At 71.0% G+C, this 26,550-nt stretch carries 27 protein-coding genes; 18 read left to right on the plus strand and 9 right to left on the minus strand.

Annotated elements, in window-relative coordinates; genetic code table 11:
- Nucleotides 1-249 precede the first annotated feature (249 nt).
- Both ACFYPG_RS17460 and ACFYPG_RS17465 read left to right on the plus strand, forming a co-directional pair.
- Entirely contained in the window at nucleotides 250-2,268 is a 2,019-nt protein-coding gene (locus ACFYPG_RS17460) for a beta-galactosidase (protein WP_387352796.1), read from the plus strand.
- A gap of 1 nt (nucleotide 2,269) precedes the next feature.
- Nucleotides 2,270-3,046 (plus strand): DeoR/GlpR family DNA-binding transcription regulator, encoded by a 777-nt coding sequence (locus tag ACFYPG_RS17465; protein ID WP_355007030.1) that lies wholly within the window; start codon nucleotides 2,270-2,272, stop codon nucleotides 3,044-3,046.
- A gap of 154 nt (nucleotides 3,047-3,200) precedes the next feature.
- Here the strand turns inward: ACFYPG_RS17465 and ACFYPG_RS17470 are convergent, their stop codons facing one another.
- Entirely contained in the window at nucleotides 3,201-3,461 is a 261-nt protein-coding gene (locus ACFYPG_RS17470) for a hypothetical protein (RefSeq protein ID WP_355007084.1), read from the minus strand.
- Between the two features lie 86 nt (nucleotides 3,462-3,547).
- The gene (locus ACFYPG_RS17475; protein WP_355007029.1) at nucleotides 3,548-3,820 is read right to left on the minus strand and encodes a DivIVA domain-containing protein; all 273 of its coding nucleotides are present in this window, start codon (nucleotides 3,818-3,820) and stop codon (nucleotides 3,548-3,550) included.
- 330 nt (nucleotides 3,821-4,150) lie between these two features.
- Between ACFYPG_RS17475 and ACFYPG_RS17480 the strand changes: the two genes are divergently transcribed.
- From ACFYPG_RS17480 to ACFYPG_RS17490, 3 genes are all read left to right on the plus strand, one after another.
- The gene (locus tag ACFYPG_RS17480) at nucleotides 4,151-5,014 is read left to right on the plus strand and encodes a helix-turn-helix transcriptional regulator (RefSeq protein ID WP_355007028.1); all 864 of its coding nucleotides are present in this window, start codon (nucleotides 4,151-4,153) and stop codon (nucleotides 5,012-5,014) included.
- On the plus strand, nucleotides 5,011-5,232 hold the full coding sequence (locus tag ACFYPG_RS17485) for a DUF397 domain-containing protein (RefSeq protein ID WP_355007027.1): 222 nt from the start codon (nucleotides 5,011-5,013) through the stop codon (nucleotides 5,230-5,232). Before ACFYPG_RS17480 ends, ACFYPG_RS17485 begins: the two co-directional genes overlap by 4 nt.
- 396 nt (nucleotides 5,233-5,628) lie before the next feature.
- On the plus strand, nucleotides 5,629-6,597 hold the full coding sequence (locus tag ACFYPG_RS17490; protein WP_387352798.1) for a sporulation protein: 969 nt from the start codon (nucleotides 5,629-5,631) through the stop codon (nucleotides 6,595-6,597).
- Nucleotides 6,598-6,664: 67 nt separating this feature from the next.
- On the opposite strand, the gene ACFYPG_RS17495 is transcribed toward ACFYPG_RS17490, so the two are convergent.
- Both ACFYPG_RS17495 and ACFYPG_RS17500 read right to left on the minus strand, forming a co-directional pair.
- Nucleotides 6,665-7,042, minus strand: coding sequence for a hypothetical protein (locus ACFYPG_RS17495; protein ID WP_145784774.1), 378 nt, complete (start codon nucleotides 7,040-7,042; stop codon nucleotides 6,665-6,667).
- Between the two features lie 178 nt (nucleotides 7,043-7,220).
- A complete protein-coding gene (locus tag ACFYPG_RS17500; RefSeq protein WP_387352800.1) occupies nucleotides 7,221-9,263 on the minus strand; it encodes a glycerophosphodiester phosphodiesterase family protein in 2,043 nt (680 codons plus the stop codon).
- A gap of 191 nt (nucleotides 9,264-9,454) precedes the next feature.
- On the opposite strand from ACFYPG_RS17500, the gene ACFYPG_RS17505 reads away from it, so the two are divergent.
- Complete coding sequence (locus ACFYPG_RS17505; RefSeq protein ID WP_357263785.1) at nucleotides 9,455-9,874, plus strand: hypothetical protein; 420 nt, start codon at nucleotides 9,455-9,457, stop codon at nucleotides 9,872-9,874.
- 85 nt (nucleotides 9,875-9,959) lie between these two features.
- Here the strand turns inward: ACFYPG_RS17505 and ACFYPG_RS17510 are convergent, their stop codons facing one another.
- Nucleotides 9,960-12,272: a HelD family protein gene (locus ACFYPG_RS17510; RefSeq protein WP_387352802.1), complete on the minus strand. Its 2,313-nt coding sequence runs from the start codon at nucleotides 12,270-12,272 to the stop codon at nucleotides 9,960-9,962.
- Between the two features lie 146 nt (nucleotides 12,273-12,418).
- Here ACFYPG_RS17510 and ACFYPG_RS17515 point away from each other — a divergent pair, with 146 nt between their 5' ends.
- Complete coding sequence (locus tag ACFYPG_RS17515; protein WP_355007022.1) at nucleotides 12,419-13,045, plus strand: SGNH/GDSL hydrolase family protein; 627 nt, start codon at nucleotides 12,419-12,421, stop codon at nucleotides 13,043-13,045.
- Nucleotides 13,046-13,112: 67 nt separating this feature from the next.
- Here the strand turns inward: ACFYPG_RS17515 and ACFYPG_RS17520 are convergent, their stop codons facing one another.
- Nucleotides 13,113-14,240, minus strand: coding sequence for an outer membrane lipoprotein carrier protein LolA (locus ACFYPG_RS17520; RefSeq protein ID WP_387352804.1), 1,128 nt, complete (start codon nucleotides 14,238-14,240; stop codon nucleotides 13,113-13,115).
- Between the two features lie 95 nt (nucleotides 14,241-14,335).
- On the opposite strand from ACFYPG_RS17520, the gene ACFYPG_RS17525 reads away from it, so the two are divergent.
- Nucleotides 14,336-14,992, plus strand: coding sequence for a response regulator transcription factor (locus tag ACFYPG_RS17525; RefSeq protein ID WP_355007020.1), 657 nt, complete (start codon nucleotides 14,336-14,338; stop codon nucleotides 14,990-14,992).
- 74 nt (nucleotides 14,993-15,066) lie between these two features.
- Nucleotides 15,067-16,473: a sensor histidine kinase gene (locus tag ACFYPG_RS17530; RefSeq protein WP_387353433.1), complete on the plus strand. Its 1,407-nt coding sequence runs from the start codon at nucleotides 15,067-15,069 to the stop codon at nucleotides 16,471-16,473.
- Nucleotides 16,474-16,841: 368 nt separating this feature from the next.
- Here the strand turns inward: ACFYPG_RS17530 and ACFYPG_RS17535 are convergent, their stop codons facing one another.
- The gene (locus tag ACFYPG_RS17535; RefSeq protein ID WP_387352806.1) at nucleotides 16,842-18,488 is read right to left on the minus strand and encodes a tetratricopeptide repeat protein; all 1,647 of its coding nucleotides are present in this window, start codon (nucleotides 18,486-18,488) and stop codon (nucleotides 16,842-16,844) included.
- A 57-nt stretch (nucleotides 18,489-18,545) separates the two neighbouring features.
- Nucleotides 18,546-19,007, minus strand: a complete 462-nt coding sequence (locus tag ACFYPG_RS17540; protein WP_355007018.1) for a MarR family transcriptional regulator — start codon at nucleotides 19,005-19,007, stop codon at nucleotides 18,546-18,548.
- Between the two features lie 49 nt (nucleotides 19,008-19,056).
- Between ACFYPG_RS17540 and ACFYPG_RS17545 the strand changes: the two genes are divergently transcribed.
- Both ACFYPG_RS17545 and ACFYPG_RS17550 read left to right on the plus strand, forming a co-directional pair.
- A complete protein-coding gene (locus ACFYPG_RS17545; RefSeq protein WP_357201482.1) occupies nucleotides 19,057-19,578 on the plus strand; it encodes a VOC family protein in 522 nt (173 codons plus the stop codon).
- 24 nt (nucleotides 19,579-19,602) lie between these two features.
- Entirely contained in the window at nucleotides 19,603-20,487 is an 885-nt protein-coding gene (locus ACFYPG_RS17550) for a hypothetical protein (RefSeq protein ID WP_387352808.1), read from the plus strand.
- 80 nt (nucleotides 20,488-20,567) lie between these two features.
- On the opposite strand, the gene ACFYPG_RS17555 is transcribed toward ACFYPG_RS17550, so the two are convergent.
- The gene (locus tag ACFYPG_RS17555) at nucleotides 20,568-20,747 is read right to left on the minus strand and encodes a DUF4236 domain-containing protein (protein WP_030333600.1); all 180 of its coding nucleotides are present in this window, start codon (nucleotides 20,745-20,747) and stop codon (nucleotides 20,568-20,570) included.
- Between the two features lie 248 nt (nucleotides 20,748-20,995).
- Here ACFYPG_RS17555 and ACFYPG_RS17560 point away from each other — a divergent pair, with 248 nt between their 5' ends.
- The 7 genes from ACFYPG_RS17560 (at nucleotide 20,996) to ACFYPG_RS17590 (ending at nucleotide 26,544) form a co-directional block, all read left to right on the plus strand.
- Nucleotides 20,996-21,073, plus strand: a complete 78-nt coding sequence (locus tag ACFYPG_RS17560; RefSeq protein ID WP_349881247.1) for a putative leader peptide — start codon at nucleotides 20,996-20,998, stop codon at nucleotides 21,071-21,073.
- A 131-nt stretch (nucleotides 21,074-21,204) separates the two neighbouring features.
- Nucleotides 21,205-22,236 (plus strand): ABC transporter substrate-binding protein, encoded by a 1,032-nt coding sequence (locus ACFYPG_RS17565; protein ID WP_387352810.1) that lies wholly within the window; start codon nucleotides 21,205-21,207, stop codon nucleotides 22,234-22,236.
- Between the two features lie 26 nt (nucleotides 22,237-22,262).
- Nucleotides 22,263-23,162: an ABC transporter ATP-binding protein gene (locus ACFYPG_RS17570; protein WP_387352812.1), complete on the plus strand. Its 900-nt coding sequence runs from the start codon at nucleotides 22,263-22,265 to the stop codon at nucleotides 23,160-23,162.
- Nucleotides 23,152-24,027 carry an ABC transporter permease gene (locus ACFYPG_RS17575; RefSeq protein ID WP_387352814.1) on the plus strand — a complete coding sequence of 292 codons (876 nt, stop codon included), beginning with the start codon at nucleotides 23,152-23,154 and terminating at the stop codon, nucleotides 24,025-24,027. The genes ACFYPG_RS17570 and ACFYPG_RS17575 overlap by 11 nt, the downstream gene beginning before the upstream one ends.
- A gap of 11 nt (nucleotides 24,028-24,038) precedes the next feature.
- Nucleotides 24,039-25,373 (plus strand): LLM class flavin-dependent oxidoreductase, encoded by a 1,335-nt coding sequence (locus tag ACFYPG_RS17580; RefSeq protein ID WP_387352816.1) that lies wholly within the window; start codon nucleotides 24,039-24,041, stop codon nucleotides 25,371-25,373.
- Nucleotides 25,370-25,930, plus strand: coding sequence for a flavin reductase family protein (locus ACFYPG_RS17585; RefSeq protein ID WP_355007011.1), 561 nt, complete (start codon nucleotides 25,370-25,372; stop codon nucleotides 25,928-25,930). Before ACFYPG_RS17580 ends, ACFYPG_RS17585 begins: the two co-directional genes overlap by 4 nt.
- Entirely contained in the window at nucleotides 25,927-26,544 is a 618-nt protein-coding gene (locus tag ACFYPG_RS17590; protein WP_387352817.1) for a malonic semialdehyde reductase, read from the plus strand. Before ACFYPG_RS17585 ends, ACFYPG_RS17590 begins: the two co-directional genes overlap by 4 nt.
- The last annotated feature ends 6 nt before the right edge of the window (nucleotides 26,545-26,550 follow it).

Genomic DNA, 26,550 nt, shown 5'->3' on the forward strand with positions numbered 1-26,550 from the left:
AAGGGCCTCAGGGGTGGTGAAGGCAGGTCGAGCATCGTGATCACAGACTGAGATCCACCGAGAATCCACATTGGCGAACACGATCGGCCATTGGGGCCTCAAGTTACCCTGCGGTCGGGCGCTGTCAAGAGGGCTGTTCGCCTCTGATAACCCAGTCGTGACACGGCCGTTACCTGGTAAACGTTGGAAAGAAGCTCGATGTTGGAATCTGTTGACTTCGGTGGTCTGGCGGGTGCACCCTCAGCTGTCATGCGGCGATGGCAGGGTGACAGCATCTATTTCGGCGGCGACTACAACCCCGAGCAGTGGCCCGAGGAAACCTGGTCCGAGGACGTCGACCTGATGCGCCGGGCCGGGGTCAACCTGGTCTCCGTCGGCATCTTCTCCTGGGCGTTGCTGGAGCCCACCCCGGGGCGGTTCGAGTTCGGCTGGCTGGACCGGGTGCTGGATCTGCTGCACGACGGTGGCATCCAGGTCGACCTGGCCACCGCCACGGCCAGCCCGCCGCCGTGGTTGGCCCACGCGCACCCGGAGACGCTGCCCCGCCGGGCCGACGGCGCGATCCTCTGGCCGGGGGGACGGCAGGCGTACTGCCCCAGTTCACCGGTGTTCCGCGAGCGGTCGCTGGAGCTGGTACGCGCGGTCGCCGGCCGGTACGCCGAGCACCCCGCCGTGGTCATGTGGCACGTCTCCAACGAGCTGGGCTGCCACAACGTGCACTGCTACTGCGATGTGAGCGCCGAGGCGTTCCGTGTCTGGCTGCGCGAGCGCTACGGCGACCTGGACCGGCTCAACGATGCCTGGGGCACGGCGTTCTGGAGTCAGCGCTACGGCGACTGGGCAGAGATCAACCCGCCGCGTGCCGCGCTGACCTTCGCGAACCCGACGCAGCAGCTGGACTTCCTGCGGTTCTCCTCCGACGAGCAGCGCGCCCAGCTGCGCGCCGAGCGGGAGGTGTTGCAGACGCTGGTCCGACAGCCGATCACCACCAACTTCATGATCGGCCTCGGCGTCAAACACATGGACTACCACTCCTGGGCGTCCGACGTGGACCTCGTCTCCAACGACCACTACCTGACCGCCGCCGACCCGCAGGCGCACCTCGGGCTGGCGCTCGCCGCCGACCACACCCGGGGCGTCGCCGGCGGCGACCCGTGGCTGCTGATGGAGCACTCCACCAGCGCTGTCAACTGGCAGCCCCGCAACGTTGCCAAGCTGCCCGGGCAGATGCGCCGCAACAGCCTCGCGCACGTCGCCCGCGGTGCCGACGGGGTGCTCTTCTTCCAGTGGCGCGCTTCCCGGGCCGGGGCGGAGAAGTTCCACTCCGCGCTGGTCCCGCACGCCGGGCCGGACACCAAGGTGTTCCGCGAGGTCTGCCAGCTCGGCGCGGACCTCAAGGCCCTCGCCGAGGTGCGCGGCAGCCGGGTGGACGCCGACGTGGCGATCCTGTTCGACTGGGAGGCGTGGTGGGGTGTCGAGCTGGATTCGCACCCCAGCGCCGACGTCACCTACGCCGACCGGCTGAACGCCCTCTACGGCTCGCTCTGGCGTGCCGGTGTGACGGCCGACATCGTCCACCCGTCGACCGACCTCAACGGCTACCGGCTGGTCCTGGTACCGACCCTCTACCTCGTCCGGGACGCCGACGTCGCCGCGCTGCACCGCTTTGTCGATGCCGGTGGCACGGCGGCCGTCACCTACTTCAGTGGCATCGTCGACGTCGACGACCACATCCGGCTGGGCGGCTACCCGGGCGCGTTCCGGGAGTTGCTCGGCGTCCGGACCGAGGAGTTCTTCCCGCTGCGTGAGGGTGAGCAGGTCCACCTCGACGACGGCAGCACCGCCGACGTGTGGACCGAGTGGGTGCACCCGGACGGCGCCGACGTGCTCGCCTCGTACACCGATGGGCCCTTGCCGGGCGTGCCGGCGCTGACCCGGCACCGGGTGGGCGACGGCGCCGCCTGGTACGTCGGCACCCGGCTGGACGAGCCGGCCACCGACCGGTTGGTGGCGCGGCTGCTCGCGGAGGCCGACGTCCGCCCGGCGGCGTCGGCGCCCTCGGGCGTCGAGGTGGTCCGCCGCCGCGACGCCGACCGGACCTGGCTGTTCGCGATCAACCACACCGACACCGAGGTACGCCTACCGGCGCGCGGCGTCGAGCTGTTGACCGGGGGATACTGCGCCGGTGAGCTGGCACTGCCGGCCGGTGAGGTGGCGGTCGTCCGTGAGGATCGGGCGGATGCCCTCGCTGTGAAGGAGGTTCCCTGAGTTGCTCGCCCAACAACGGCAGACCGCCATCCTCGATCTGATCCGCCAACGTGGCGGGGTACGGGTGAGTCACCTGGTCAGTCGGTTCGGCGTCTCCGACATGACGATCCGACGCGACCTGGAGGTGTTGGCCGACCGGGGCCTGGTGGACAAGGTTCACGGCGGCGCGACCCTCGCCGGACCCGGCTCGGCCGAGGAACCCGGCTTCGCCGCGAAGTCGATCCGCCAGCAGGCGGAGAAGCGGGCCATCGCCGAGCGGGCGGCGACAATGGTGGAGCCGGGAATGGCCATCGCGCTCTCCGCGGGCACCACCACCGCCGCGCTGGCCACGCTCCTCTCCGACGTACGCGGGTTGACAGTGGTGACGAACTCGATCCCGGTGGCCGACGCGCTCTACCAGAACCCGCGCGCCGACCAGACCGTCGTGCTGACAGGTGGCATCCGCACCCCGTCGGACGCGCTGACCGGGCCGGTGGCCGAGGCGGCGATCAGCGCGCTCAACGTCGACCTGCTCTTCCTCGGTGTGCACGGCCTCAGCCCACGGACCGGCTTCACCACACCCAACCTGCTGGAGGCCGGGGTCAACCGCTGCCTCATCGGCGCGGCCCGCCGGCTCGTGGTGCTCGCCGACCACACCAAGTGGGAGACGATCGGCATCGCCACCATCGCCCCACTGGAGGCCGCCGACGTGCTGATCACCGACCGTGGGCTGCCCACAGAGGCCCGCACCACGATCGGCGAACAGGTCGGCGAGTTGGTGATCGTGGAACCTGACTAGCGCGGACCATGCGCCTCGGCGGAGAAGAGCAACTACATGGCGCCCACCCCAGCCCAGGACCCGAACAAGGGAGCACAGCCTCGATCGCGGTGAAGGTGCCGCGACGGTCAGGGTGCCGCAGCGAGCACGGCTGGACGTGCCCGTCTCCCCGTCTTCACCGCCCAGACTGTAGATCGACCTGTGAACCGCCGTCAGGCAGGCAGACGCCGACGTGGTCGGCCTGCCGAGCACAGCGGCGGCGACCGGGCATGAGCCGGTCGCAGAAGACCCAATGTCGTACGTGCTGCGCGTCCTCGGCCGAGACGGTGGTGCCGCCGAGGTCGACCTGCGGCGTGGAGGCCAGCGAACGGGCCAGCGTCCGCGCCAGGTCCAATGCCTCGGCCAGGTCGGTGACCGCCACCGGCAGGTGGATCACATGCCGAGGCCTCTGCGGGTACGTCTCGACGGCGAACCGCGGCAACGGCGTGAAGAGCCCGCTGTACTGATGCTCCCAGCCCGGGCTCACGGCTGACCCCGCTCGGACCAGGCGCTCTGCCAGTCGCGCAGCGCCCGCTTCACCCGGGCGTTCTCCTCGCTGAGCCGAGCGACATCGTGGTGCAACGTCGCAAGGTCGAGCGCGACGCGGTGCAGGAACCGTCGTACCTCCCCGGGGTCCAGGCCTCGCCGGCCGAAACCGACGACGGTGAAGTGCCGGTCGCGGACCTGGCTCGGGTGCAGCCGAGCCAGCCGGACGCTGCCGTGGAGCGTGCCGTCGTAGATCGTCCCTCGGGTCATTCATCACCTCGCGCGTCGTCGACCAATGGGCGGGTCAGGGTCGCGAAGGGCCCTTTGCCGTGGTAGTTATTCGTTCAAGTCGGTTCGGAGCCGGGATTCGCACATCCCGACGCTCTAGTTGAGACCCGACGAGAGCCGGTATGCGGATGCCACTCGCGAGGCCGTCTCTCGTTACCTTCTCGGCTGTTGGCACAGCCGCGGTTGCCGTGTTTGCACCGGGCGTCCCCGGGGGCCGGTGATCACCCTCACCCGAAGGCCACATTTCCAGTGGCTCGGAACTGGAGCAATGGTTCCTGCGTGGGCGTCGCCAACATATTTGAGAGGTGGATCATGCCGCACAAGCCGTTCATCCGAACCTTGCGTGCGCAGTGGCTGGGTCAGCAATTGCGGACCCTGCGGGAGGAGCGGGGGATGACGCTCAAGTTGGTCGCCGAGCATCTGCAACGAGACATGTCCGCGCTCGGTCGGTACGAGCGCGCGGACTGGCCGATTCGCAAGGGTGATGTGATCGCGTTGCTGGATCTCTACGGATTCCACCACGCAACCGAGCGGGCCCGCCTCCTGGCACTTGCCGAGGAGGTATGGCGCACCGACCGGTGGGACGAGGACTACGGCGACGTCGTGGACGCCTCCTTCATCGAATATCCCTGGTTGGAGGGTCGCGCGGAGCAGGTTTGCTGCTTCCACCTCACACTGGTTCCAGGGCTACTTCAAACCCGCGAGTACGCCGAGGCCTTGATTCGTAACGCAGCAGAGCCGGGAGTTACCGAAGGCACGATCAACCGTTGGGTGGAACTTCGGATGAGCCGTCAAGAGGTCCTGAGGCGGCGGCGCCCACTCAGGATCTCGGCGGTGATCGACGAGGGTGCGCTGCGTCGGATGGTCGGTGGGCCGGAGGTGCGGGGGCGACAGCTACACCACCTGGCGCAGGCGCAGCGAATGAACAACGTGGCAATCAGAGTCATGCCGTTCGACGTGGGCCTGCATCAGGGGCTCGACGGTACGTTCTGGATATTCCGTCTGCCGGAGCCGTATCCTGCGGTGGCCTACGTGGAGTCTCTGGGAGGGCGGCTCTACCTGGAGTGGCCGAAGGCTGAGCGCTTTGTTCGTGCCTATGGTCGTCTGCTGGACTCATCGCTCACCGAGAGCGAATCAACGAAGTTGATCACGAGCATCGCGGAGGAATTGTCATGAACGAGAGTATTCCCGATGTCGCCTGGCACATCAGCAGCAAGAGTGACAGCAACGGTGGGAGCTGTGTCGAGGCGGGGCCGGTGCTGGACGGGTCTGGTCGGGTGGCGGTGCGCGACAGCAAGGATCGCGCGGCGGCAACCCTCGTCTACAGCGCCGACCGATGGACCGCGTTCGTCGCCGAGGTGAAGGACGGCGCGTTCGCCCGCACCCAGCCCTGATCGACTCGGCTTCCTGCAAACCGGGGTAACCCGGTCGCCAGGCCACCCCGCTTCCCAGGAAGCCGAGTCGATCTATTTGGTGATCAAGAGGTTTGCGTCATTCTGCGCGTGATTGTTGACGGAAACCTCTTGATCGACAGGGGTCGGCGGGTGGCTGGCGGGGCAAGGCGGGTGGCCGAGCGCCTGATTCGTCTGCGACATCAGCTCCAAAGGCTCACCAACTGACGTCCGCTCCCCGCCGACGCCGAACAAAAGGCGGACATCGAGTAAGCGCCGCCAGCGGGGCGACCCATCGCGTGGCGCTTCACAGCCACCTCACAGGGGTGCCGGATAGGGTGCCGTTCGAGTCAACGTCCGACTCCAACCTGGAGCGGTCGGCGTCGCACAGGAGTTCCGATGGTCTTCAAGAAGATGTTGAGTGCGTTCGGTGTGGGCGGTCCCAGCGTGGACACCGTGCTGACCAACCCCAACACCCGGCCCGGCCTGACCCTCGACGGGCAGGTCAACCTCGTCGGCGGCGACGCTGAGGCAGCCATCGAGCAGGTGGTGATCGGCCTGGTCACCCGCGTCGAGGTCGAGGGACACGACACCGAGTACGCGGGCACCATGGAGTTCCACCGCATGGCGGTCAGCGGTGCGCTCCAGCTCGCCCCGAAGCAGCAGCTCTCGATCCCGTTCCAGCTGCCGGTGCCGTGGGAGACCCCGATCACCGACGTGTACGGCCAGCGCCTGCACGGCATGACGATGGGTCTGCGCACCGAGTTGGCGATCGCCCGCGCCGTGGACAAGAGCGACCTGGACCAGGTGGCGGTGCATCCGCTGCCGGTGCACGAGCGGATCCTGGAGGCGTTCCAGCGGCTCGGCTTCCGGTTCAAGCACGCCGACCTGGAGCGTGGGCACATCCGGGGCGTGCAGCAGACGCTGCCGTTCTACCAGGAGATCGAGTTCTTCGCCTCCCCGCAGTACGCGAGCACCATCAACGAGGTCGAGCTGACCTTCGTGACCAGCCAGCGCGGTGTGGAGGTCATCCTGGAGTGCGACAAGCGCGGTGGGTTCCTCAGCGCCGGGCACGACGCGTTCGGCCGCTACCAGGTGGCGCACACCGACGCTGACCGGGTGGACTGGGCGCAGGTCGTCGACGGTTGGCTGCGCGAGACCACGTCCCGCTACGGCAGCCTGCGCTCCCAGTACGGCCCGAGCCACGGATACGGCCACGGCCACGGGCGCGGTCACGGCCGCGGCGGGATGGGCGTGGGTGGCGTGGTGGCCGGCGCGGCGCTCGGTGTCGCCGGCGGCATGATCGCCGGCGAGATGATGGAGGACGCGTTCGAGGGCGACTTCGGCGACTTCGGCGGCGACGAGTAACGGGTCCACACACGACGACAGTGGCCTCCGGGAGAGTCTCCCGGAGGCCACTGTGAGCTAAGGCCGGTCAGTGCCGGGCCTTGCGCTCCTCGCTACTGCGGTGGTTGCTGCCGGCCTTGGCCAGGCCCCGGCTACCGAGGTAGCCAAGCGTCAGCAGGGTGATCAGGAACCAGGCGTTGTCGGCCCGGAAGATGTCCACCCCAGCGGAGTTCTGCCCGACGACCTGCGACGCGCCCAGTACGGCGGCCACCGCGATCAGGTAGATCCAGAACTCGGTGGTCTTGAACGCCTGCTTGGTCTCCGTACCGGGTGCCTGCATGTCGTTGCGGCGCCCGTCATGCATGACCGGCATCTGCTGGGTCTGCATGTCCCGCATCTGAGCGGGGTTCTGCGGGTCGTTCATGGGCCGGTTCATCGGCCGGGTGGAAGCAGCCTGCGTGCTCATCTGGTCCTCCTCAGGATGCGATGAGTCGTACCTGCATTCCCTCGCCCCGCTACCGCGTTTCGGCCACGGCACGGTTCGCTTTCGTGGCGGGGACAACCCCCGACTACCCGAGGCCCCGGAGCAGGTAACACCGATCGCCGGCCGGAAAAATCCGGCCGGCGATCGGATGGTCGGCAGGTCAGCGCAGGCCGTTGCGCATCGCCACGCTCACCAGAAGGCCCGGGTCGTCGGTGATGATGCCGTCCACGCCCAGGTCGATGACCCGCTGCATCACGGTGGCGTCATCGACGGTGTACGGGATCACCTTCAGTTTGTCGCGCGTCTGAAGGGTCCGGACGTCCGGTCCGTGGAAGTATGCCGGGTTCTCCCGCAGGTACCAGTCGGCCGAGGCGACAGTGCCCTGCTTCGGGTCGTGCACCTGCCAGTTGGCGGAGACCGTGCCAGCGCCCGCGGCCCGGGTCAGCTTGCCGAGGTCCTGGTACTTCCACCAGTCCAGCCCACCGGTCCAGGGGCTCTTCACCGACGAGTTGCCGTAGACCGCCTCCAGCGAGCACTCGTCGGCGAGGGTCGCGCACTCGGCCGGGCCGTACTGCCAGACCAGGCCGACGGTGCCGATCCGCCGGTCGAGCTGCCGGGCATACGTGATGGTGCGCCAGTCGAACGACTGGATGGTGGCCCGGCTGGTGAAGCCGGCCCGCTGGATCGCGTCGACGAGCTTGCGGGTGAAGCTGCGGTACGGCTCGGTGTCGTTCACCACCGGGCTGATCTTCGTCTCGATGTTCATGCCGATGTCGGTACGGCCACTCGCCTTCACCAGGGCGAAAACCTCGTCGAGGGTGGGGATCCGGGCACCGGGAGCCGGCACCTGGGCGGGCAGCTCGGGCAGCGTCTTCGTGCCACAGTCCACTGTCTTGAGCTGCGCCAGGGTCAACTCGTGCACCGGCTTGCCCACGTACGGGAACGTCGGGTCACCGCGGCGCACCGGCTTGGTGTCGACGCAGTGCGACCCGTTGACGGTGCGGTCGTGCAGCACCACGAGCTTGCCGTCGGCCGTCACGTTGGTGTCCAGCTCCAGCGTGGAGATCGCCCGGTTGGACAGCGCGTTCGCGAACGCCGGCAGGGTGTTCTCCGGCCGGGTGGCCCGACCGCCCCGGTGCGCCTGGATGTCGAACGGCGCGGCGTACGCCTTCGGCAGCCGGTAGCCGCGCTGGGCCAGCACGCCCCGCAACCGGTCCGGGTAGTCGGTGATGAGGCCGTCCACACCGTCGTCGATCAGCTTGGTCATGGTCGGCACGTCGTCGACCGTCCACGGGATCACCTTGATCCCGTAGCGGTGCGCCTGGGCGACCATCTCCTTCGTGACGTACGGCTTGTAGCCCGGGTCGGTGACAGTGCCGTTCTGCGGCATGCCGTGCACGGGCGAGAAGGCGCTGGCGCCGAAGCTGCGGATCGCCGTGATCGGGTCGCCGCCGAAGTGGTCGATGTCCAGCCCGCCCAGCCACGGCGACGCGCCCGGCTGACCGGTCTGGAGGAAGTCGTAGTTGGTCAGCGCGACCAGCGGCAGCTTCGGCTCGACCTGACGCATGCGCATCAGGGCACCCCAGTCGAAGCTCTGGATGGTGACCTGCTTGAGCAGCCCGGCGGCGCGGATCTCGCCCGCGGTGACCCGGACGAACTGTTCGCGGGGGGCGGTCTCGGTCGGCGCGCCGGCCTCGACCTTGGTCTCGACGTTGAGCGTCACGTCCTTGGCCCGGTAGCGGTTGACCAGCGCGAAGACCTCACGCAGCAGCGGCATCCGGGCACCGGGGACGGCGACCTGGCCGGGCTTGTCCGACAGCGTCTTCGACCCGCAGTCGAGCGAACGCACCTGGGCCAGGCTGAGCGTGTTGATGTACTTCCCGACGTACGGGAACTCCGGGTCGCCGGGCGTCACCGGAGCGGTGTCGACGCACTTGGTGCCGGTGACCTTCCGGTCGTGGGTGACGACGGCCTGACCGTCCTCGGTGATCTGCACGTCCAGTTCGAGGGTGCTCACCCCGAGCTGGAGGGCATTGCCGAAGGAGGCGAGGGTGTTCTCCACCCGTAGCCCGAGGCCGCCCCGGTGGGCCTGCACGTCGAATGTCCGGTCCGGTCGTGGCTTCGCCTGAGCGGGCACCGCGAGCCCGGTCGTCACCGTCGCGGCCACCAGCGCCGCGACGGCGGTACGGCGTACTGTGCGCACGCTGTCATCCCCTCCTGCCGGCGGGCATCTCCCACCGGTCGCGGGACAGCATGGACATCTCGGGCTGCGGGCAGGCGGCCAGCGGACGGCGTGACGGTGAACCGCCGTGGACGACCTCCCGGTCACGCCGGGTTTGGTCGGCCGATGGTCGGGCACGCAGTCAGTTCCACAGCTTCTGCGAGGTGATGGACGTGCGTGAGGACGACATGCGGCAGGACGCCGCCCGCGAGGCCGAGGATCGGATCGCCGGCGGTGTGTACGGCAAGGGCGCCCTCGACGAGGTGACGGTGCCCCGCACCGATGTGGAGAGTCAGATCCAGCGCGATGACCCGTTCGACCCGGCGAAGGAACGGATCGACCCACAGGTGCTGCGCGACGGTGGCCCCGTCGGCGGGCAGGGCGCGGTGACCACCACCGGTGGCACTGCCGGGCCGGCGAGCGTACGGCGGGTGGCCCGGCAGCCGGAGCGACATCCGGGCACTGTCGCACCGACGACCACCGGCGATGCCACCACCGGCGGCCTGAGCACCCCGATGGGCGGCGGCACCAGCGACCAGTCCACGTCGGCGACCGCCCCAGCAAAGTCCATCAGAGACAAATCAACCGACTAACCCACCCACCGCCCCCCTTGGCGGCGTGATCATGAGGTTGACGTGGCTGTGGAAGATCACAGTCCACGTCAACCTCATGATCGACTCAGGGGGCGGGGGCGGGGGTTGGGGTGGGGCGGAGGACGCCTAGGCGTTGGGTGGCGCGGGTCAGGGCCACGTAGAGGTCGCTGCGTCCGCGGGGGGACTCGGCCACCATCCGGTCCGGGTCGACCACCAGCACCGAGTCGAACTCCAACCCCTTGGCCTGGGCGACTGTCAACACCACCACCCGGCTCTCCAGCTCCGGATGCTCGCCGACGGCAGCCTCCGGCAGGGCAGCGGTCACCGCCGCTCCCAACTCACTCACCAGGCCGGCCGGCACGAGCACCCCGAGCCGCCCCTCGCTCAGCCCGGCCGCCTCCCGGGTGGCCTCGGCGACCAGCTCCGCCGCCAACCGACCGTCGGGGACCGCCCGGTCCCACGGCGGTACGCCGCTCTCCCGCACCGAGCGCGGCGGCCGCAGTGCCGGGTCGATCTCGGCCAGTACGTCGGCGGCGACCGCCATGATCTCGGCGGGCGTGCGGTAGCTGACCGTCAGCTCGGTGAGCCGCCACCGCTGCTCGACGTACGGGGCGAGGGCGTCCGCCCACGACGGCGTGCCGCTCAGCGCGCCGGTCTGTGCCACATCGCCGACGATCGTCATCGACCGGCTCGGGCAGCGGCGCATCAGCAGCCGCCAGGCCATCGGCGAGAGCTCCTGCGCCTCGTCCACGATCACGTGGCCGAACGCCCAGGTGCGGTCGGCGGCGGCCCGCTGCGCGGTGGTCAGCCGGTCGGCCTCCTCCTGCCGCTCCAACAGTCGATCCGCGTCGATCAGGTCGGTCACGCCGAGGATCTCACCGCCCTCGGCCTCGTCCTCGACGTCGATCGAGCGGGAGCCCTTGGCGATTTCGAGCACGCCCTCGGCGTACTCCCGTTCCATCATCCGGATGCGGTCCCGCCGGGCGGCGGCGGCGCGTTCGTCTTCGCCGAGCAGTTCGGCGGCCTCGTCCAGCAGCGGGACGTCGGCCGGCGTCCAGCCACCGCGCTCGCGGCGCAGCAGCGCCCGCTCGTCCTCGCTGAGCATCGGCGCGGCGGCGGCGATCCGGTCCGGGTCGGCGTACAGATCGGCGAGCAGTTGCTGCGGGGTGAGCACCGGCCACAGCCGGTCCAGGGCGGCCTGGATCTCCGTCTCCTCGCGCAGCTCGCGACGGATCTCGGCGCGGTCCGCCTCGTCGAGGAGGTTGTCCCCGCCGAGCGGGTCGGCGCCGATCCGCTCGGCCACCTCATCGGCGAGCGCGTGCACGATCTCCACATCGAACAGCGCGCGGGCCAGGTTGTGCGGTCGGTCGGCGCGGCGGACCCGATCCCGGGCCGCGCGCACGATCTCCGGGTCGAGGGTCAGCGTCTCCCGCTCGACCTCGATCTCCAACGGCTCGTCCGGCACCCACTGCCGATCCCGTACGGCCAGCGCCAACACCTCGGCCAGCACCGCCCGGCCCTTGAGCGCCGCGGTCTCGGCCGGCTCGGTCCGTTGGGCGCTCACCCCGGGAAAGAGATCACCCTGGGTACGCAGCAGCACGCCGGTCTCGGCCAGGGTCGGCAGCACCTGGGAGATGTAGCGCAGGAAGGTCGCGTTCGGGCCGACCAGCAGCACGCCACGGCTGGAGAGTTCCCGCCGGTGCGTGTAGAGCAGGTACGCCGCCCGGTGCAGCGCGACAGCGGTCTTGCCGGTGCCGGGGCCGCCCTGGACCACCATCACGCCCGGCAGTTCCGCGCGGATGACCTCGTCCTGCTCGGCCTGGATGGTCTCGACGATGTCGCGCATCCGGCCGGTACGGCCCGCGTTGAGCGCGGCGAGCAGCGATGCCTCACCGGTCAGCTCCTCGTGGGCGCCGGGGGAGGCGGTGTCGATGTCGAGCACCTCGTCGTTGAACCCGGTCACCTTGCGCTGCCGGGTACGCAGGTGCCGGCGACGGCGTACGCCCTGCGGGTTCGCTGCGGTGGCGAGGTAGAACGGCCGGGCGGCGGGTGCCCGCCAGTCCATCAGCAGCGGATCGTAGTCACCACTGGTGTCGAAGATGCCGATCCGGCCGATGTAGCGGCGGGATTCGTCGTCGCCGTCGAGACGGCCGAAGCAGAGCCCGTTCTCCACGGCGGAGAACTGCTCGACCTGATCGGCGTACATCGCTACCGAGCTGTCGCGCTGCGAGCGGTCCTGGAGGGTGCCGCCGGTGTTGTGCAGCTCGGCGGTGAGCCGGTGGGCGGCCTGCTGACGCAGTTGGTCCAGCCGGTTGTAGAGCATCGAGACGTACTCCTGCTCGCGACCGATCTCGTCGTCGAGCGGCAATTCGCCGGAACCGCCGGAGTGCCTTGACAAGCCGTCTCCCTAAAGATTAGAATCCTTTGCAGGAACGGCTTTTAGCCGTTCTTTTTTGTGCCTTCGAACTGTTGAAGATAGCGCGTTCCGCCGGTTCTCACCAAGCCGGACGGTCCGGCGCGCCGGTGATCGCGAGGTGACGGCAGATGATCCTGCGGACCGGCCAACGGGTGGTCTTCATCGGGGACAGCATCACCGATTGTGGTCGACGTGACGTCGCCGCGCCCTACGGCAGCGGATATGTGAGTCTCGTGCGGGCCCTGGTCGACGCTCGGCACCCGGAGTTGGAGCTGGAATGGGTCAACCGGGGTGTGGGCGGCGACACGGTGCGGGACCTGGCCGCCCGCTGGGACGACGACGCCATCGCCGAGCGCCCCGACTGGCTCGCGGTGCTGATCGGCATCAACGACATCTGGCGGCACTACGGTGACCGGCCCGATGAGGCCGTCGGCATCGAGGAGTACGAGCGCACGCTGCGCGACCTGCTACGTCGGGCGGTCGACGCCACCGGCTGCCGACTGATCCTCGGTGACCCGTTCTTCATCGAGCCCGACCGGAGCGTCCCGCAACGCGCCGACACCGACCGGTACGCGGCGGTCATGGCGGGGTTGGCGACCGAGTTCGACGCGGTGCACGTGCCCAACCAGGCGGCGTTCGACCGGGTGCTGGCGGTGAGTCCGGCGACGCGTTGGGCCGACGACCGGGTCCACCCGTACCTGCCCGGCCACGCGGTCCTCGCCGACGCGTATCTCAGCGCCCTCGGCGTCGCCTGACCCGGGCTGACCCACAGCGAAGCGCCGGGCCGACCGTGAGGTCGACCCGGCGCGAACACCGCGGAGATCAGCCGCGCGCGGCCTCGTAGAGCCGCTCCGGAGTCACCGCTCCGGCGAGCACCCGGCCGTCGTCGGTGAGCAGCACGCTGAACAGCTTGCTGGTGAGGAGCCGACCGCTGCCCCAGTCACCACTGACCGCCGGCAGCCCGCCGAGCAGCTTCGACACGTCCAGGTCCGGCCCGGCTCCGGCCGGGGGAGTTGCCTGCTTCGGGGCGGGCTTCCGGTCGGCATCGGCCCCGTCGAGGCGGCCGACCAGCACTGTCGTCCAGCCGTCACCCACAGTGCGGACCTGCGGGTCACCCGCCGGCTCGACCTGACCGGGCTTGCCCGTCGGGCGCTCGGCCTTCTCCTCGTCGACAGTCACGCCGGGCGGCGGGTTGAAGCGGAACTGGTCGGCGTCCGGGCGGCGGTAGTCGACCTGGGTGAAGGCCACCTCGAACGCCGGCCGGTCGCTGCCCTTCGCGAGCACCTCGAAGCGCAGCGGCACGTGCTGCTTGGCGTCGATGGCGATCCGCAGCTGGTGCACCAGGGAGGCCTGGTCGCGCGGCTGGAGCACCAACTCGTACGCGTCCTGTCCGGCGACGGTCGCCGACCGGCCCACGCTGACCTCGGTGCTCGGGTCGATCGCGTTCAACGCCAGGTCGGCGGCCTGCTGCGGGGTGGACGGCAGGCTCGCTGCCGGTTCCGGGGCGGGCTTCCAGGCTCCGGCGTCGCCGCCCAGCGCGTGGTGGGTGGCGGTGTTGCTGCGGCTCTGCCACGTCCACAGGTCCTGGCCGTTGCGGATGATGTCCTGCTCGCCCAGCGTGTCCATCAGCGCGACCCGCTGCTTGTCCGGCCCGGAATACCACACCCGCAGGGTGTGGGTGCCGGTCAGCAGGGTGGTCAGCTCGTTGCCGGGAACCAGCCCGACGAGGGACGGCAGGCCGAGGTCGGCGCGTTGCACGACGGTCCCGGACAACCCCTCCAGCCGGGATGTCTGCAGGTCGACCAGGAGCTGAGCGGCGGTTCGGGGCGGCAGGCTCGGCTCGGCCTCGGCGGCGAACGTGCCGATCGCCGCGCCACCGCCGATGACGGCGACGGCCGCGGTGGCCGGAACCAGCCAGCGAAGGACGGGACGGCTTCTCAGGACGGACATGGTGGCACCTCCTGCGGCCATCTTGCCTCGTCCGTGCTGTGAACGCGCTGAGGACACCGAACCGCGCCGATTGACCCGGGTGGCACCCTTGAGCTGTGCGGGTGCTGGTGGTGGAGGACGAGGCCCGGTTGGCGGCTGCCCTGCAACGGGGTCTCCAGGCGGAGGGGTTCGCGGTGGACGTGGCGACGACCGGCCCGGCAGGCCTGGACGCGGCCCGGCACGGCGGGTACGACGCCATGATCCTCGACGTGATGCTGCCCGGCCTGTCCGGGTACGAGCTGGTCCGGCGGCTGCGCGCGGAACAGCACTGGCTGCCGGTGCTGATGCTCTCCGCCAAGGACGGCGAGTACGACCAGGCCGACGGCCTCGACTGCGGCGCCGACGACTACCTGACCAAACCCTTCTCGTACGTGGTGCTGCTGGCCCGGCTTCGGGCCCTGCTGCGTCGGGGCGCGCCGGAGCGCCCGACCGTCCTCGCCGTCGGTGACCTGCGGTTGGATCCGGCCCGCCGACGGGTGACCCGGGCGGACACCGAGGTGGCGCTGACCGCGCGGGAGTTCGCGTTGCTGGACTACCTGATGCGCCGGCCGGGTCAGGTCGTCTCCAAGGTCGAGTTGTTGGACCACGTCTGGGACGCCAGCCTGGAGACCGCGCCGAACGCCGTCGAGGTGTACGTCGGCTACCTGCGCCGCAAGCTCGGCCGGGATCGGCTGGAGACGGTCCGGGGTGCCGGGTACCGGCTGGCGACGTGACCGCCGACGGCCCGGCCACCACCCGTCGGGCCAGGCCCGGCTGGATGCCGGTCCTCGGGCTGCGCGGGCGACTCATGGCGATCGGTGTGGTCGGTCTCACCATCGGGCTGGCTGTGGGCGGGGTGGTGTTGCTCGGCGCGCTCGGCTTCGTGCTCCAGCGCACTGTCGACACCGAGGCGTTCCGCACCGCCGACGCGGTCGCCCTGCTCGCCGCCGAGGACGCGCTGCCCGACCCGCTGCCGGTGGCCGGCGGGCAGGTCCGCGTGCAGGTCGTCGACGGGCAGGGACGAATTCGAGCGGCCTCGATCGACGCCGACCGTCTGGTGCCGATGGTCCGCCCGGAGCGGCTGGACCGCGACGGTCGGCAGCGGCTTGAGGTGCCGGCCGAGCGGGTCGGGCTCGTCGGCCCGGTCCGGGTGGTCGCCGTACCCGCCGGCACCGCGGCCGACCCGCTCACCGTGCTGGTCGCCCGCTCGATGGCCGATGTGCGGCACAGCACCCACGTGGTCCGGACCATCCTGCTGGTGGCGTTCCCGCTGCTGGTGGCCGTGCTGGCCGGGGTGGCGTGGCGGGTGGTGGGGGCGACCCTGCGGCCGGTCGAGGCGTTACGTCGAGGTGCCGAGGAGATCACCGGGAGGGCCGGCGCCGGCCGGCTGCCAGTGCCGGCGTCGGCCGACGAGATCCACCGTCTGGCGGTCACCCTCAACGGCATGCTGGGCCGGCTGGAGTCCGCCCGCGTCCGGCAGCGGGCCTTCGTCTCCGACGCCGCGCACGAGCTGCGCAGCCCGTTGACCAACATCCGGACGGAGCTGGAGGTGGCCCAGCACCTCGCCGACCGGACGGACTGGACGGCGGTGACGGCCAACCTGCTCGCCGACACCGAGCGGTTGAGCCGCCTGGTCGACGATCTCCTGCTGCTGGCCCGCCTGGACGAGACTCCGCCGACCCGGGGGACCGGCCCGGTGGAGCTGGGCGCGTTGCTGACCGAGGTTGCCGCCCGCTACCCGTCGCCGCCGGTGCGGGTGACGCCGCCGACGGGCCCGCTCTGGACGATCGGCACCGTCGAGGAGTTGCGTCGCGTGCTGGCCAACCTGGTCGACAACGCGGTACGGCACGCGCACGGCAGCGTCGTGCTCGCGGCCGAGGCGACGTCGCTGGGCGAGGCGATGTCGCTGACCGGCGCGATGTCGACGGCGGGGGCGGGGCTCGGGCCCGGCGTCGGGGCGTACCACCTGGTGACGGTGACCGACGACGGCCCGGGGATCGCGGTGGCGGACCGGGAGCGGGTCTTCGACCGGTTCACCCGGCTGGACGACGGACGGGCCCGCGACGACGGGGGCGCTGGCCTGGGGCTGGCCATCGTCCGGGAGCTGGTCCGACGCGCGGGCGGCAGCATCACCCTGACCGACGCGCCGGAGCAGCGAGGACTACGGGTGTGCCTGCTGCTGCCAGCGTTGCCGGCCGAGGACGGCCACAGGTAGACGGTCCGTGACGGCGTCCTCCCCCCAACCGCCCACCGATGCCCCTTTGCTCTGCACCCGCGGATGCGACAGCTACGCAAAGTGATCATCGCCGACGCGTGTTGTAGCGGCAGTCGCGACGTTTCAGCTGCTCATCCGAAGTGGTGCATATAGGTAAGCAGAGCAAAGCCTGGGCCGGAGTTGTGGGCGGGGCGTCGGGTGTGACTTCGTGTCACGGCGGGTTCGCCAACGGGTAGCCAACACGCTGAGTGAGGTCTGCGGGGCATAGCCGGCGGGGCAGTGGCGGGCAGGGCAGTGGCGGGTGTGGCGGGTGTGGCGGGCGGGGCGTGGCTTGCGGGGCAGAGGCTGGCGGGTCAGCGGCTGGCGGGTCAGCGGCGGCGGGTGCAGACCTGCTTGGAACGGGCCACGGTGTCGGTGGACCAGGCGACCGCGACGGTGAAGCAGAAGTCGTTCGTGCGGTTGAGCGCGTAGATGACGAAGCTGGTGGTGCCGGCGGGCAGCGTCGCGAAGATGTTGTGGGCCTGGCCGGTGCGACCGCCCGCGATGACCACCGGGCCCTCGCCGCCAGCCGGGTAGGTCCAGTTCAGCGCGATGCTGTCCCGGGTGTCGCGCAGGGTCACCGCGCTGGGTGGGGTGCCGGGCGGGGCCGCGGCGGCAGCCGACGTGGGTGCCGTGCCGCCCGGGGCGGGCACGGTGCTGGCCGGCGCGCTGGCGGTGGGGGAGGCGCTGGCCGGCGGCGGGGTCGGTTCGTCGTCGCCGTCGACGCGGGCCACCCCGGCGATCACCGCTGCCGCGCCGAGGAGCACCACGACCACACCGGCCACCAGCACCGGTACCAGCCGGTTGCGCCGCTCCGGCGGCGCGCGGTGCACGGGCACCGGCAGAAGCCGCGACGGCGTGTACGGCTCGACCTGCGAGTACGGGTCGGGCCGGGCGTACGGGTCGGGCCGGGCGTACGGGTCGGACGGTTGGTGCTGGTCGGACGGCGGGTTCGGGTCGTGTGACCCGTACGGGTCGGCGGTGCGGTGCAGCCGGTACACCCCGGGCTGCTCCTCCGTGCCGCCGGCCAACCCGACCACCGACGGGGGCACCGGAGGGTCGGTGGGGTGGGGTGAGGGGTCGTCCGCCGGTTCGGGCGACCACCTGCTGCCCATCGATCCGACCGCCTCGTCGGAGGGCAGCCGGGGGTTCGGCACCGCCCCCGCGTGGTGGGTCGCGGCTGCCTGCGGGTGGTAGCCGGATTCGGCTGGCCCGTCGTCGTGCGGTGGGACGCGGGCGGCCGGCACGACCGGAGCGTCCCGAGCTGTGGGCGGGTTGTCGGCGCAGGCGTGGTCGGGATTGGCCGCCGCCCGGGCCAGGGCCGCCACCTGGGTGGCCAGCGGGTCGTCGGCGTGCAGGTGCTGCCGGCACAGCTCGCGGGCGAGCGCCAGGTTGTCGTGTGCCTCGGCGAACTGCCCGCAGTCGCGCTGCATGGCCCCGAGCCGCGCCAGCATCTTGATGCCGCTGGGGTGGCCGTCGCCGTACACCTCGCGGTGCAGCTCCCAGGCGTCCTGGAGGCGGTCGCGGGCCACAGCGCACTGGCCCCGCGCGTATTCGACGGTGGCCAGGTCGGCGTGCGCGGCGAGCACCCGCAGTGACTCCGGGCCGTCCTGTGCGGTCAGCTCGATGATGACTTCCTGGTAAAGCCGCGCTGCCCGGGAGTGGCTGCCGACCCGGTGCAGCACAGCGGCCAGAGTCGCCGCCGCGGCCACCGTGCGCGGGTCGGCGCGGCCGTGCAGGCGGGTGGTGGCCGCGTACGCGAAGGCGGCCCACCCCCGGGCCGAGTGCGGCTCGCCGAGGGCGATCAGCACCCGCGCCTGAAGGCTGGCCGCCTCGGCCAGCTCGGGCGTGGCGTTGGCCGGGCGGGGGTCGGCGTCGGTGAGCGCGTCGGACAGCAGTTGCTGTGCGCCGGCAAGATCGCCGGAGGACACGAGGTGGTGCGCCTGATCAGTCAGTTCACCGAAGCCGGAAGACACGCCCCATCGTGCTCATTCGACGACGGTAAGTACAAGACCCGCGCCGGTGTCGATTGGTCAGGATCCGGTCATATGCTCGGCCAGGGTCTCGCTGATCCGGCGGAGCTGATCGACCTGGGCGGGGCTCAACGCGTCGAACAGGTGTCGGCGTACCCCCTCGACATGGCCGGGTGCGGCGGCCGCGAGGGTGGCGAAACCCTCGTCGGTGAGTAGCGCGATCTGCCCGCGCCGGTCGGTGGGGCAGTCCTCGCGGCGCACCCAGCCGGCGGCCTCGAGTCGGGCCACGGCGTGCGAGAGCCGACTGCGGGACGACCCCGCGGCCTGCGCCAACTGGCTCATGCGCAGTTGACGACCGGGGGCCTCGGAGAGCTGGACCAGGATCTCGTAGTACGCGTGCGGCATGCCCGCGTCGCGTTGCAGCTCACGGTCGAGGGTGTCCATCAGCACTCGGGAGGCGGTGAGGTACGCGCGCCAGGTGCTCTGCTCGTCGGGGTCCAACCAGCGGGTCATGACCGCCATCATACCCCCGGTAGTTGAAAGTTCAACTAAACCGCGCTAGTCTTGGGTCATGGGTATCCACCGGCTCAACCACGCGGTCCTCTACGTCAGTGACCTCGCCCGCAGCGTCGCGTTCTACAGCGACGTGCTGGGCTTCCGCCCGGTGGCGATGACCCCGGACGGCTTCCGGGGCGCCACCTTCCTCCAGGCCCCCGACTCCACCAACGACCACGACCTCGGGCTCTTCGAGATCGGCGCGGGCGCCGGTCGGTCGACCGCCGGTCGGTCCACCGTCGGCCTCTACCACCTCGCCTGGGAGGTGGACACGCTCGACGAGCTGGCCGCCACCGCCGAGCGGCTCGCCGCAGCCGGCGCGCTGGCCGGCACCTCCGACCACGGCACGACGAAGAGCCTCTACGGCAAGGACCCGGACGGCCTGGAGTTCGAGGTGGTCTGGCTGATCCCGGCCGACCTGCTCGACGACACCGCTCTGGCCGCCCGCAAGCAGATCGGTCGGCTCGACCTGAACGCCGAGCGGCAGCGTTACGGCGGGCAGACCCGGGGCGGGGTGGGGATCTCCGTCCCGGTCTGACCGCTCGTAGGGTAGAACGGACCGATGCCGACCGACCGGACCACTGATTTCCTCCGCGAGCTGCTGGTTCGCCAGTTGACGACCTGGCTGCCCGCAGCCCTGCACCGCTCCCGGCGGGCCACCGTCGCGCTCGCCGGGGTCGACGCGGCAGCCGCCGAGGCCGCGCTCCGGTTGGTCGGCGGGCACGGCGACCAGGTGCGCGGCCGGCAGGTGACGGTGCTGGTGTTGGCCGACGGCGCGCCGGAGCTGCCGACCCGGCTCGGCCCGATCGAGGCGGAGCTGCCCGCCGAGGTAACCGTGCACCTGCTGCCCGGCGACGCCTACCGGCTGCCGGTCGCGGTGAAGGCCGCCGGGGCGGCCGGCGCGCCGCTGTTCTCCTTCGTGGACCTGCCCGGTGCGGTGACGCCGAAGGTGCTCACCGCCGCGGCCAACGGCCGGACCGGTGAGCTGCTGCTGCACACCGGCGACAGCGCCCGAGGCGTGCTCGCCTCCGCCGGCTTTCCCCTGGTCGCCGAGGTGGCGCCGGTGCTGCCCGACGGCGAGGCTGCCGGTGTCGTCGCGTTCGGCAGCCGCTCCGACCGGAGTCTGGAGGCGGTGCGCGACGCGCTCTGGGCGGTCGGCGCGCAGCTCGACCTGCGCTTCCGCGACCCACTCGACCCGACCGGCACGACTGTCGACGTGGTTAACGACCCCGACCTCGAACCGCTGGCCCACGAGTTGCTGGCCGAGCTGCGGGCGGGCGGGCCACAGCAGGTCACCGAGCTACGCCGGCACACCCTCACCGCGACCGTCTACCGTGCCGCCGACGCCAACCGCGCCCTCACCACCCTGCTCGACGCCGGCGTCCTGAGCCGCGACCGCGAAACGGGCCGCCTGGCCGGCGACGAAACCCTCAGAGCAACCCCCTAACCCCGGGACTGGGGTGGGGTGCGCAGACGCCGAGCGGGGTGCCGGTGAATCACCGGCACCCCGCTCGACTCCCGGGATGATTACGACCGGGACTTGTCCTGCTTCCAGGAGAGCGGACCCGGCAGGTCGACCCGGTGCGCACGGGCCTTGGAGTTCCAGGACCAGCGACCGATCTTGATGCTCCACGAGGAGAAGCCATTCTCGGTGAAGTTCAGGATGATCGGACCGTACTTCTTGCGCTTGCGAAACATGAGGCCCATCGGAGGTCTCCCCTCGTCACCGTTCCCTGCCGTGTCGAGATCGAACATTCCCGAACCGGCGACTTTTGAAACCCTCTCGCCGTCCGTCCTGGACAGTCGCCCAGCGGGCATCGCAATCTCTATCCAACAGATAGGTGTTGCAGCACGGTAAACGCTGGCCGGGGTGCTTCGTAACATCGGCAGCGATAGAAGTCTCATCTTCTGGAAGGCCGTTGACCGCTCGTTCCGATCCCGGGCAGCATGGGGTCATGTCGCAGCGGGATGAGCTTCTCCTCACCGCTCGTGTGCACGTCGACCTGGTCCGGCACGCGAGCGCGCTCTGTTGAGCTGACCGGTCCATCCGGCTCGGCTCCAGCGCCGCACTCCCACCGCCCGCCCGCTCAACGCGGAGCAGCGTGCCCGCACGCCCTCATCCGGGCGTCCCCGCTCCCATCGTGGACAGATCAGGAGACTCCTCATGTCCCCACCCCGTCGTGCCATTCTGCGTACCCTCGCCGCCGTTGCCGCGCTGGTCGTGCTCACCGCCACCGCCGGCTGCGGCGGTGACGCGGCAGCCGACGGCGCCCAGGCCAGCGAGCTGCGCTACCAGGGCTCGGTCGGCCAGGTCACCCTCCCCGAACTCGCCGCCGACCTCGGCTACCTCGGCGACGTCAAGCTCAATTGGATCGGCAACGTCACAGGCGGTCCGCAGGACATCCAGGCCACGGCCACCGGGCAGAGCGACTTCGGCGGCGCGTTCAACGGCGCCATCGTCAAGCTCGCCGCCGCCAACGCCCCGATCACCGCCGTAATCAGCTACTACGGCTCGGACGCGCAAACCTTCCAGGGCTACTACGTGCTCGACGACAGCCCGGTCCGCGGCCCCCGTGACCTGATCGGCAAGAAGGTCGGCATGAACACCCTCGGCGCGCACGCCGAGGCCGTGCTCAAGACCTGGCTCGCCCGTGGCGGGCTCACCCCCGCCGAGATCAAGCAGGTCGAGCTGGTCGCCCTGCCACCTGTCAACACCGAGCAGTCGCTGCGGCAGCGGCAGATCGACGTCGCGGTGCTCGGCGGGGTGATCCGGGACAAGGCGGTCGCCGGTGGCGGCATCCGCACCATCTTCACCGACTACGAGCTGCTCGGCGCCTTCAGCGGCGGCACCTACGTCTTCCGCGACGACTTCATCAAGCGCAACCCGGAGACCGTCAAGGCGTTCGTCACCGGGGTAGGCAAGGCCATCGAGTGGGCCCGCACCCAACCCCGGGAGACAGTGGTCGCCCGGATGCGGGACATCATCGGCAAGCGTGGCCGCAACGAGAACCCGTCGCTGGTCGCGTACTGGAAGAGCAGTGGCGTCGCCGGCCGTGGCGGCGTGATCGGCGAGCAGGAGTTCGGCACCTGGATCGACTGGCTCGCCGCCGAGGGCGAGCTCAAGGGCGACCGTCCGAAGCCCGGCGACATCTACACCAACCGGTTCAACCCCTTCGTGGACGGGGGGAACGCGTGAGCATCGACAAGATCCTCTTTGATCGCGTGAGCAAGACCTTCCCGGTCCGCGCCAGCCGGCGTGGTGGCGCCGGCGCGGTCACCGCGCTGGACGAGGTCACCCTCGGGGTACGCCCCGGCGAGTTCCTGGTCGTCGTCGGCCCCAGCGGCTGCGGCAAGTCCACGTTGCTCGACCTGCTCGGCGGGCTCACCGAGCCGACCGCGGGACGGGTGCTCGTCGACGGTCGGCCCGTCACCGGTCCCGGCCTGGACCGGGGCATCGTCTTCCAGCAGTACGCGCTGCTGCCCTGGCGCACCGCCGCCGGCAACGTCGCGTTCGGCCTGGAGGCCAAGGGGGTGCCCCGCGCCGATCGCGCCGCCCTGATCGAGCACCACCTCGACCTGGTGGGCCTGCGCGGCTTCGCCGACCGCTACCCGCACGAGCTGTCCGGCGGGATGAAGCAGCGGGTGGCCATCGCCCGCAGCCTCGCGTACGACCCGGACGTGCTGCTGATGGACGAGCCGTTCGCCGCCCTGGACGCGCAGACCCGCGACTCGTTGCAGGACGAACTGGTGCGCATCTGGGCCCGCACCGGCAAGACCATCGTGTTCATCACCCACGGCATCGACGAGGCCGTCTACCTGGGTCAGCGGGTGGCGGTGCTGACGTCCCGGCCCGGGCGGCTCAAACAGGTCATCGACATCGACCTCGGCGACCGGGACGCGGTCGAGGACGTGCGCTCCACCGACGCGTTCCGCCACCACCGCCACCAGATCTGGACCCTGCTGCGTGACGAGGTGCGGGCCGCCCAGGCAGCCGAGAGCGCCACCGGCAGCCGCACCGCCCACACCGGAACAGTTGGTGCTCGTACTCCCGTCGTCGCCGGAGCGGACGCGCGGCGCGCGGCGCCGGCGGCGGCCCACACCGAGGAGGCCCGTGTTGGTTGACATCGCCGAACGTCCCACCCGGCTGGCGGCCCCGACGGCTGTGCCGGACGCGGTGGCCGCCGCCGGACCCGGTGCGGGTGGCCTTGCCGGTCGGCTGCTCGGCGTGGGTGGAAAGGCGCTGCACCGCAGCGTCGCGATTCTCGCGCTGGCCGCGATCTGGGAGGGCGCACCGCGGCTCGGGCTGGTGGACCGGGTCTTCCTGCCGCCGCTGTCGGAGGTGCTGGTGGCCTGGTGGGAGTTGCTGCGCAGCGGGCAGCTCGCCGAGCACGTGGGTGCGAGCCTCACCCGGTCGTTGGCCGGGCTCGGCCTGGCGGTGCTCACCGCCATCCCGCTCGGGCTGCTGATCGGCTGGTACCGGCCGCTCGCCGAGCTGCTCAGTCCGCTGCTGGAGGTGTTCCGCAACACCGCCGCGCTGGCCCTGCTGCCGGTGTTCGTGCTCATCCTCGGCCTGGGGGAGACCTCCAAGATCGCCCTGGTGCTGTACGCGTGCTCCTGGCCGATCCTGCTGAACACCATCGCCGGGGTGAAGGGCGTCGATCCGCTGCTGATCCGGTCGGCGCGCTCGATGGGGCTCAACCACCTGCGGCTGTTCCAGAAGGTGATCCTGCCGGCCGCGGTGCCGACCATCTTCACCGGCGTCCGACTGGCCGGGGCGTACTCGATCCTGGTGCTTGTCGCGGCCGAGATGGTCGGCGCGAAGGCCGGGCTCGGCTACCTCATCAACTACGCGCAGTACAACTTCGCGATCGCCGACATGTACTCCGGGATCATCACGATCTCCGCCATCGGCCTGGTCGTCAACCAGCTCCTCGTCGCCCTCGAACGTCGCTTCTCCACCTGGCGCGTCGACGTCTCTGCCGGATAGGACGGACACCAATGACCCGCACCCTGCACCTCAACGCGTTCCTGATGGGCGTCGGCCACCACGAGGCCGCCTGGCGGCACCCCCGCACCGACCCGCGTCGGGTCACCGACGTACGCCACTTCCAGGAGCTGGCCCGGATCGCCGAACGCGGCACCCTCGACTCGCTCTTCCTCGCCGACGGTCTCTCGGTCGGGCCGAACCCCCGACACAACATCCAGGCCGTCTTCGAACCGCTGACCCTGCTCGCGTCGCTCGCCGCGGTGACCGAACACATCGGTCTCATCGCGACGGTCTCCACCACCTACAACGAGCCGTTCCACGTGGCCCGCAAGTTCGCCTCGCTGGACCACCTCAGCGGCGGTCGCGCCGGCTGGAACATCGTCACCTCCGCCCAGGAGCGGGAGGCGGTCAACTTCAACCGGGACAGCCACCCCGAACACGCCGACCGTTACCGGCGGGCCGCCGAGTTCGTCGACGTGGCGATCAAGCTCTGGGACAGCTGGGAGGACGACGCGCTGGTCTTCGACACCGACGCCGGGGTGTTCGCCGACACCGACCGGGTGCACGAGGTGGCGCACCGCGGGCCGGAGTTCCAGGTCCGCGGCCCGCTGAACATCCCCCGGGGGCCGCAGGGCCGACCGCTGCTGGTGCAGGCCGGCTCGTCGCCGGACGGCATCGCCTTCGCCGCCCGCTACGCCGAGGCGGTCTTCACCGCGCAGCAGACCCTCGCCGACGGGCAGAGCTTCTACGCCGAGCTGCGCCGACAGGTCACCGCCGCCGGTCGGGACCCGGACCTGGTCAAGGTCCTGCCCGGCATCGCGCCGGTGCTCGGCGGCACCGAGGCCGAGGCGCTGGCGCTCGCCGCCGAGCTGGAGGAGCTGATCGTCCCCGACTACGCCCTCGCCCAGCTCTCCGGGATGCTCGGCATCGACCTGACCGGCCTGCCGCTGGACGGGCCGCTGCCGGAGCTGCCGGCCGCCGGCACCGTGCAGGCCCACCAGAGCCGCTACCAACTCGTCACCGAGCTGGCCCGCCGGGAACAGCTCACCATCCGCCAGCTGATCGGCCGACTCGGCGGCGGTCGGGGTCACCGGGTCGTCGCCGGCACGCCGGAGCAGATCGCCGACCAGATCGAGCTGTGGTTCACCCAGGGCGCCGCCGACGGGTTCAACATCATGCCGCCGCACCTGCCCGGCGGGCTCGCCGACTTCGTCGACCACGTGGTGCCGGTGTTGCGCTCCCGTGGGCTGTTCCGCACCGAGTACACCGGTCGGACGCTGCGCGAGCACTACGGCCTGCCCCGACCGGCCAGCGCGTACGCCGCGTCGACCCTGGTGCCGGCATGACCACCGTGGAGCGCCCCTCGGCGGACATCGCCGAGCTGCGACCGGTGAACCCGGACCTGTTCCGCGCTCTGCTGCGGCGGCAGGCCAGCAGCGTCACGGTGGTCACCGCTGTCGCCCGCGGCACCGACCCCGCCTGCCTGGGTGGGATCGGCGCGCCCATCCGAGCGGGCTTCACAGCGACCTCGTTCACGTCGGTGTCGTTGGACCCACCGCTGGTCTCGTTCTGCCTCGGGGTGGCGTCGTCGAGTTGGCCGGTGCTCGCCCGCGCCGAGCACGTCGCCGTGCACCTGCTGGGCGCCGGGCAGCGGGAGGCGGCCACTGTCTTCGCGACCAGCGGCATCGACCGGTTCGCCGCGTACCCGGACTGGACGTCCGGGCCGTTCGGGGTGCCGCTGCTCGACGGGGTGCTGGCCCGGCTGCTCTGCCGGGTGGTGCACCGGGTCCCGGCCGGCGACCACACGCTGGTGATCGCCGAGCCGCTGGCGCTCGGCGACGGCGGTGACGGCCCGCCACTGGTCCACCACCGGGGCGGCTACACCACGGCTGCGCCAGCGTGAGCGCAGCCACCACGGCCGACCTGCTCGCGTTGGACCGGGCCGCCCAGGACCTGCTGTTCCGGGCGGCCCGCACGGCCAACACGTTCACCGACGAGCCGGTCACCGACGCCCAGGTCGCGGCTATCCACGACCTGATCCGGTACGGGCCGACGGCGTACAACGGTCAGCCGCTGCGGGTGCTGCTGCTGCGCTCGCCGGAGTCCCGGGCCCTGCTGCTGCCGTACCTGTCCAGCGGCAACCGGGCCAAGACGGCCAGGGCCCCGCTGACCGCGATCCTCACCGCCGACGTGGACTTCCACGAGCGGCTGCCCGAGCTGTACCCCCACCGCCCGCAGGCCCGGGACTGGCTGACGGACCGGGCGGCGCGGGTCGAGCAGGCCCGTTTCAGCGCCACCCTGCAGATCGGCTACCTGATCGTCGGTGTCCGCGCGGCAGGTCTCGCCGCCGGCCCGATGGCGGGCTTCGACGTCGCGGGCGTCCAGCGGACGTTCTTCCCCGACGGTCGGCACGAGGTGCTGCTCCTGCTCAACCTCGGGCACCCGGGACCGCACACCGGGCCGACCCGTCTGCCCCGGCTGGCCACCGGGGAGGTGATCCGCACCCTCGACGCCTGAGTGCCG

The organism is Micromonospora sp. NPDC005553 (assembly GCF_042871765.1).
Taxonomy (GTDB): Bacteria; Actinomycetota; Actinomycetes; order Mycobacteriales; family Micromonosporaceae; genus Micromonospora.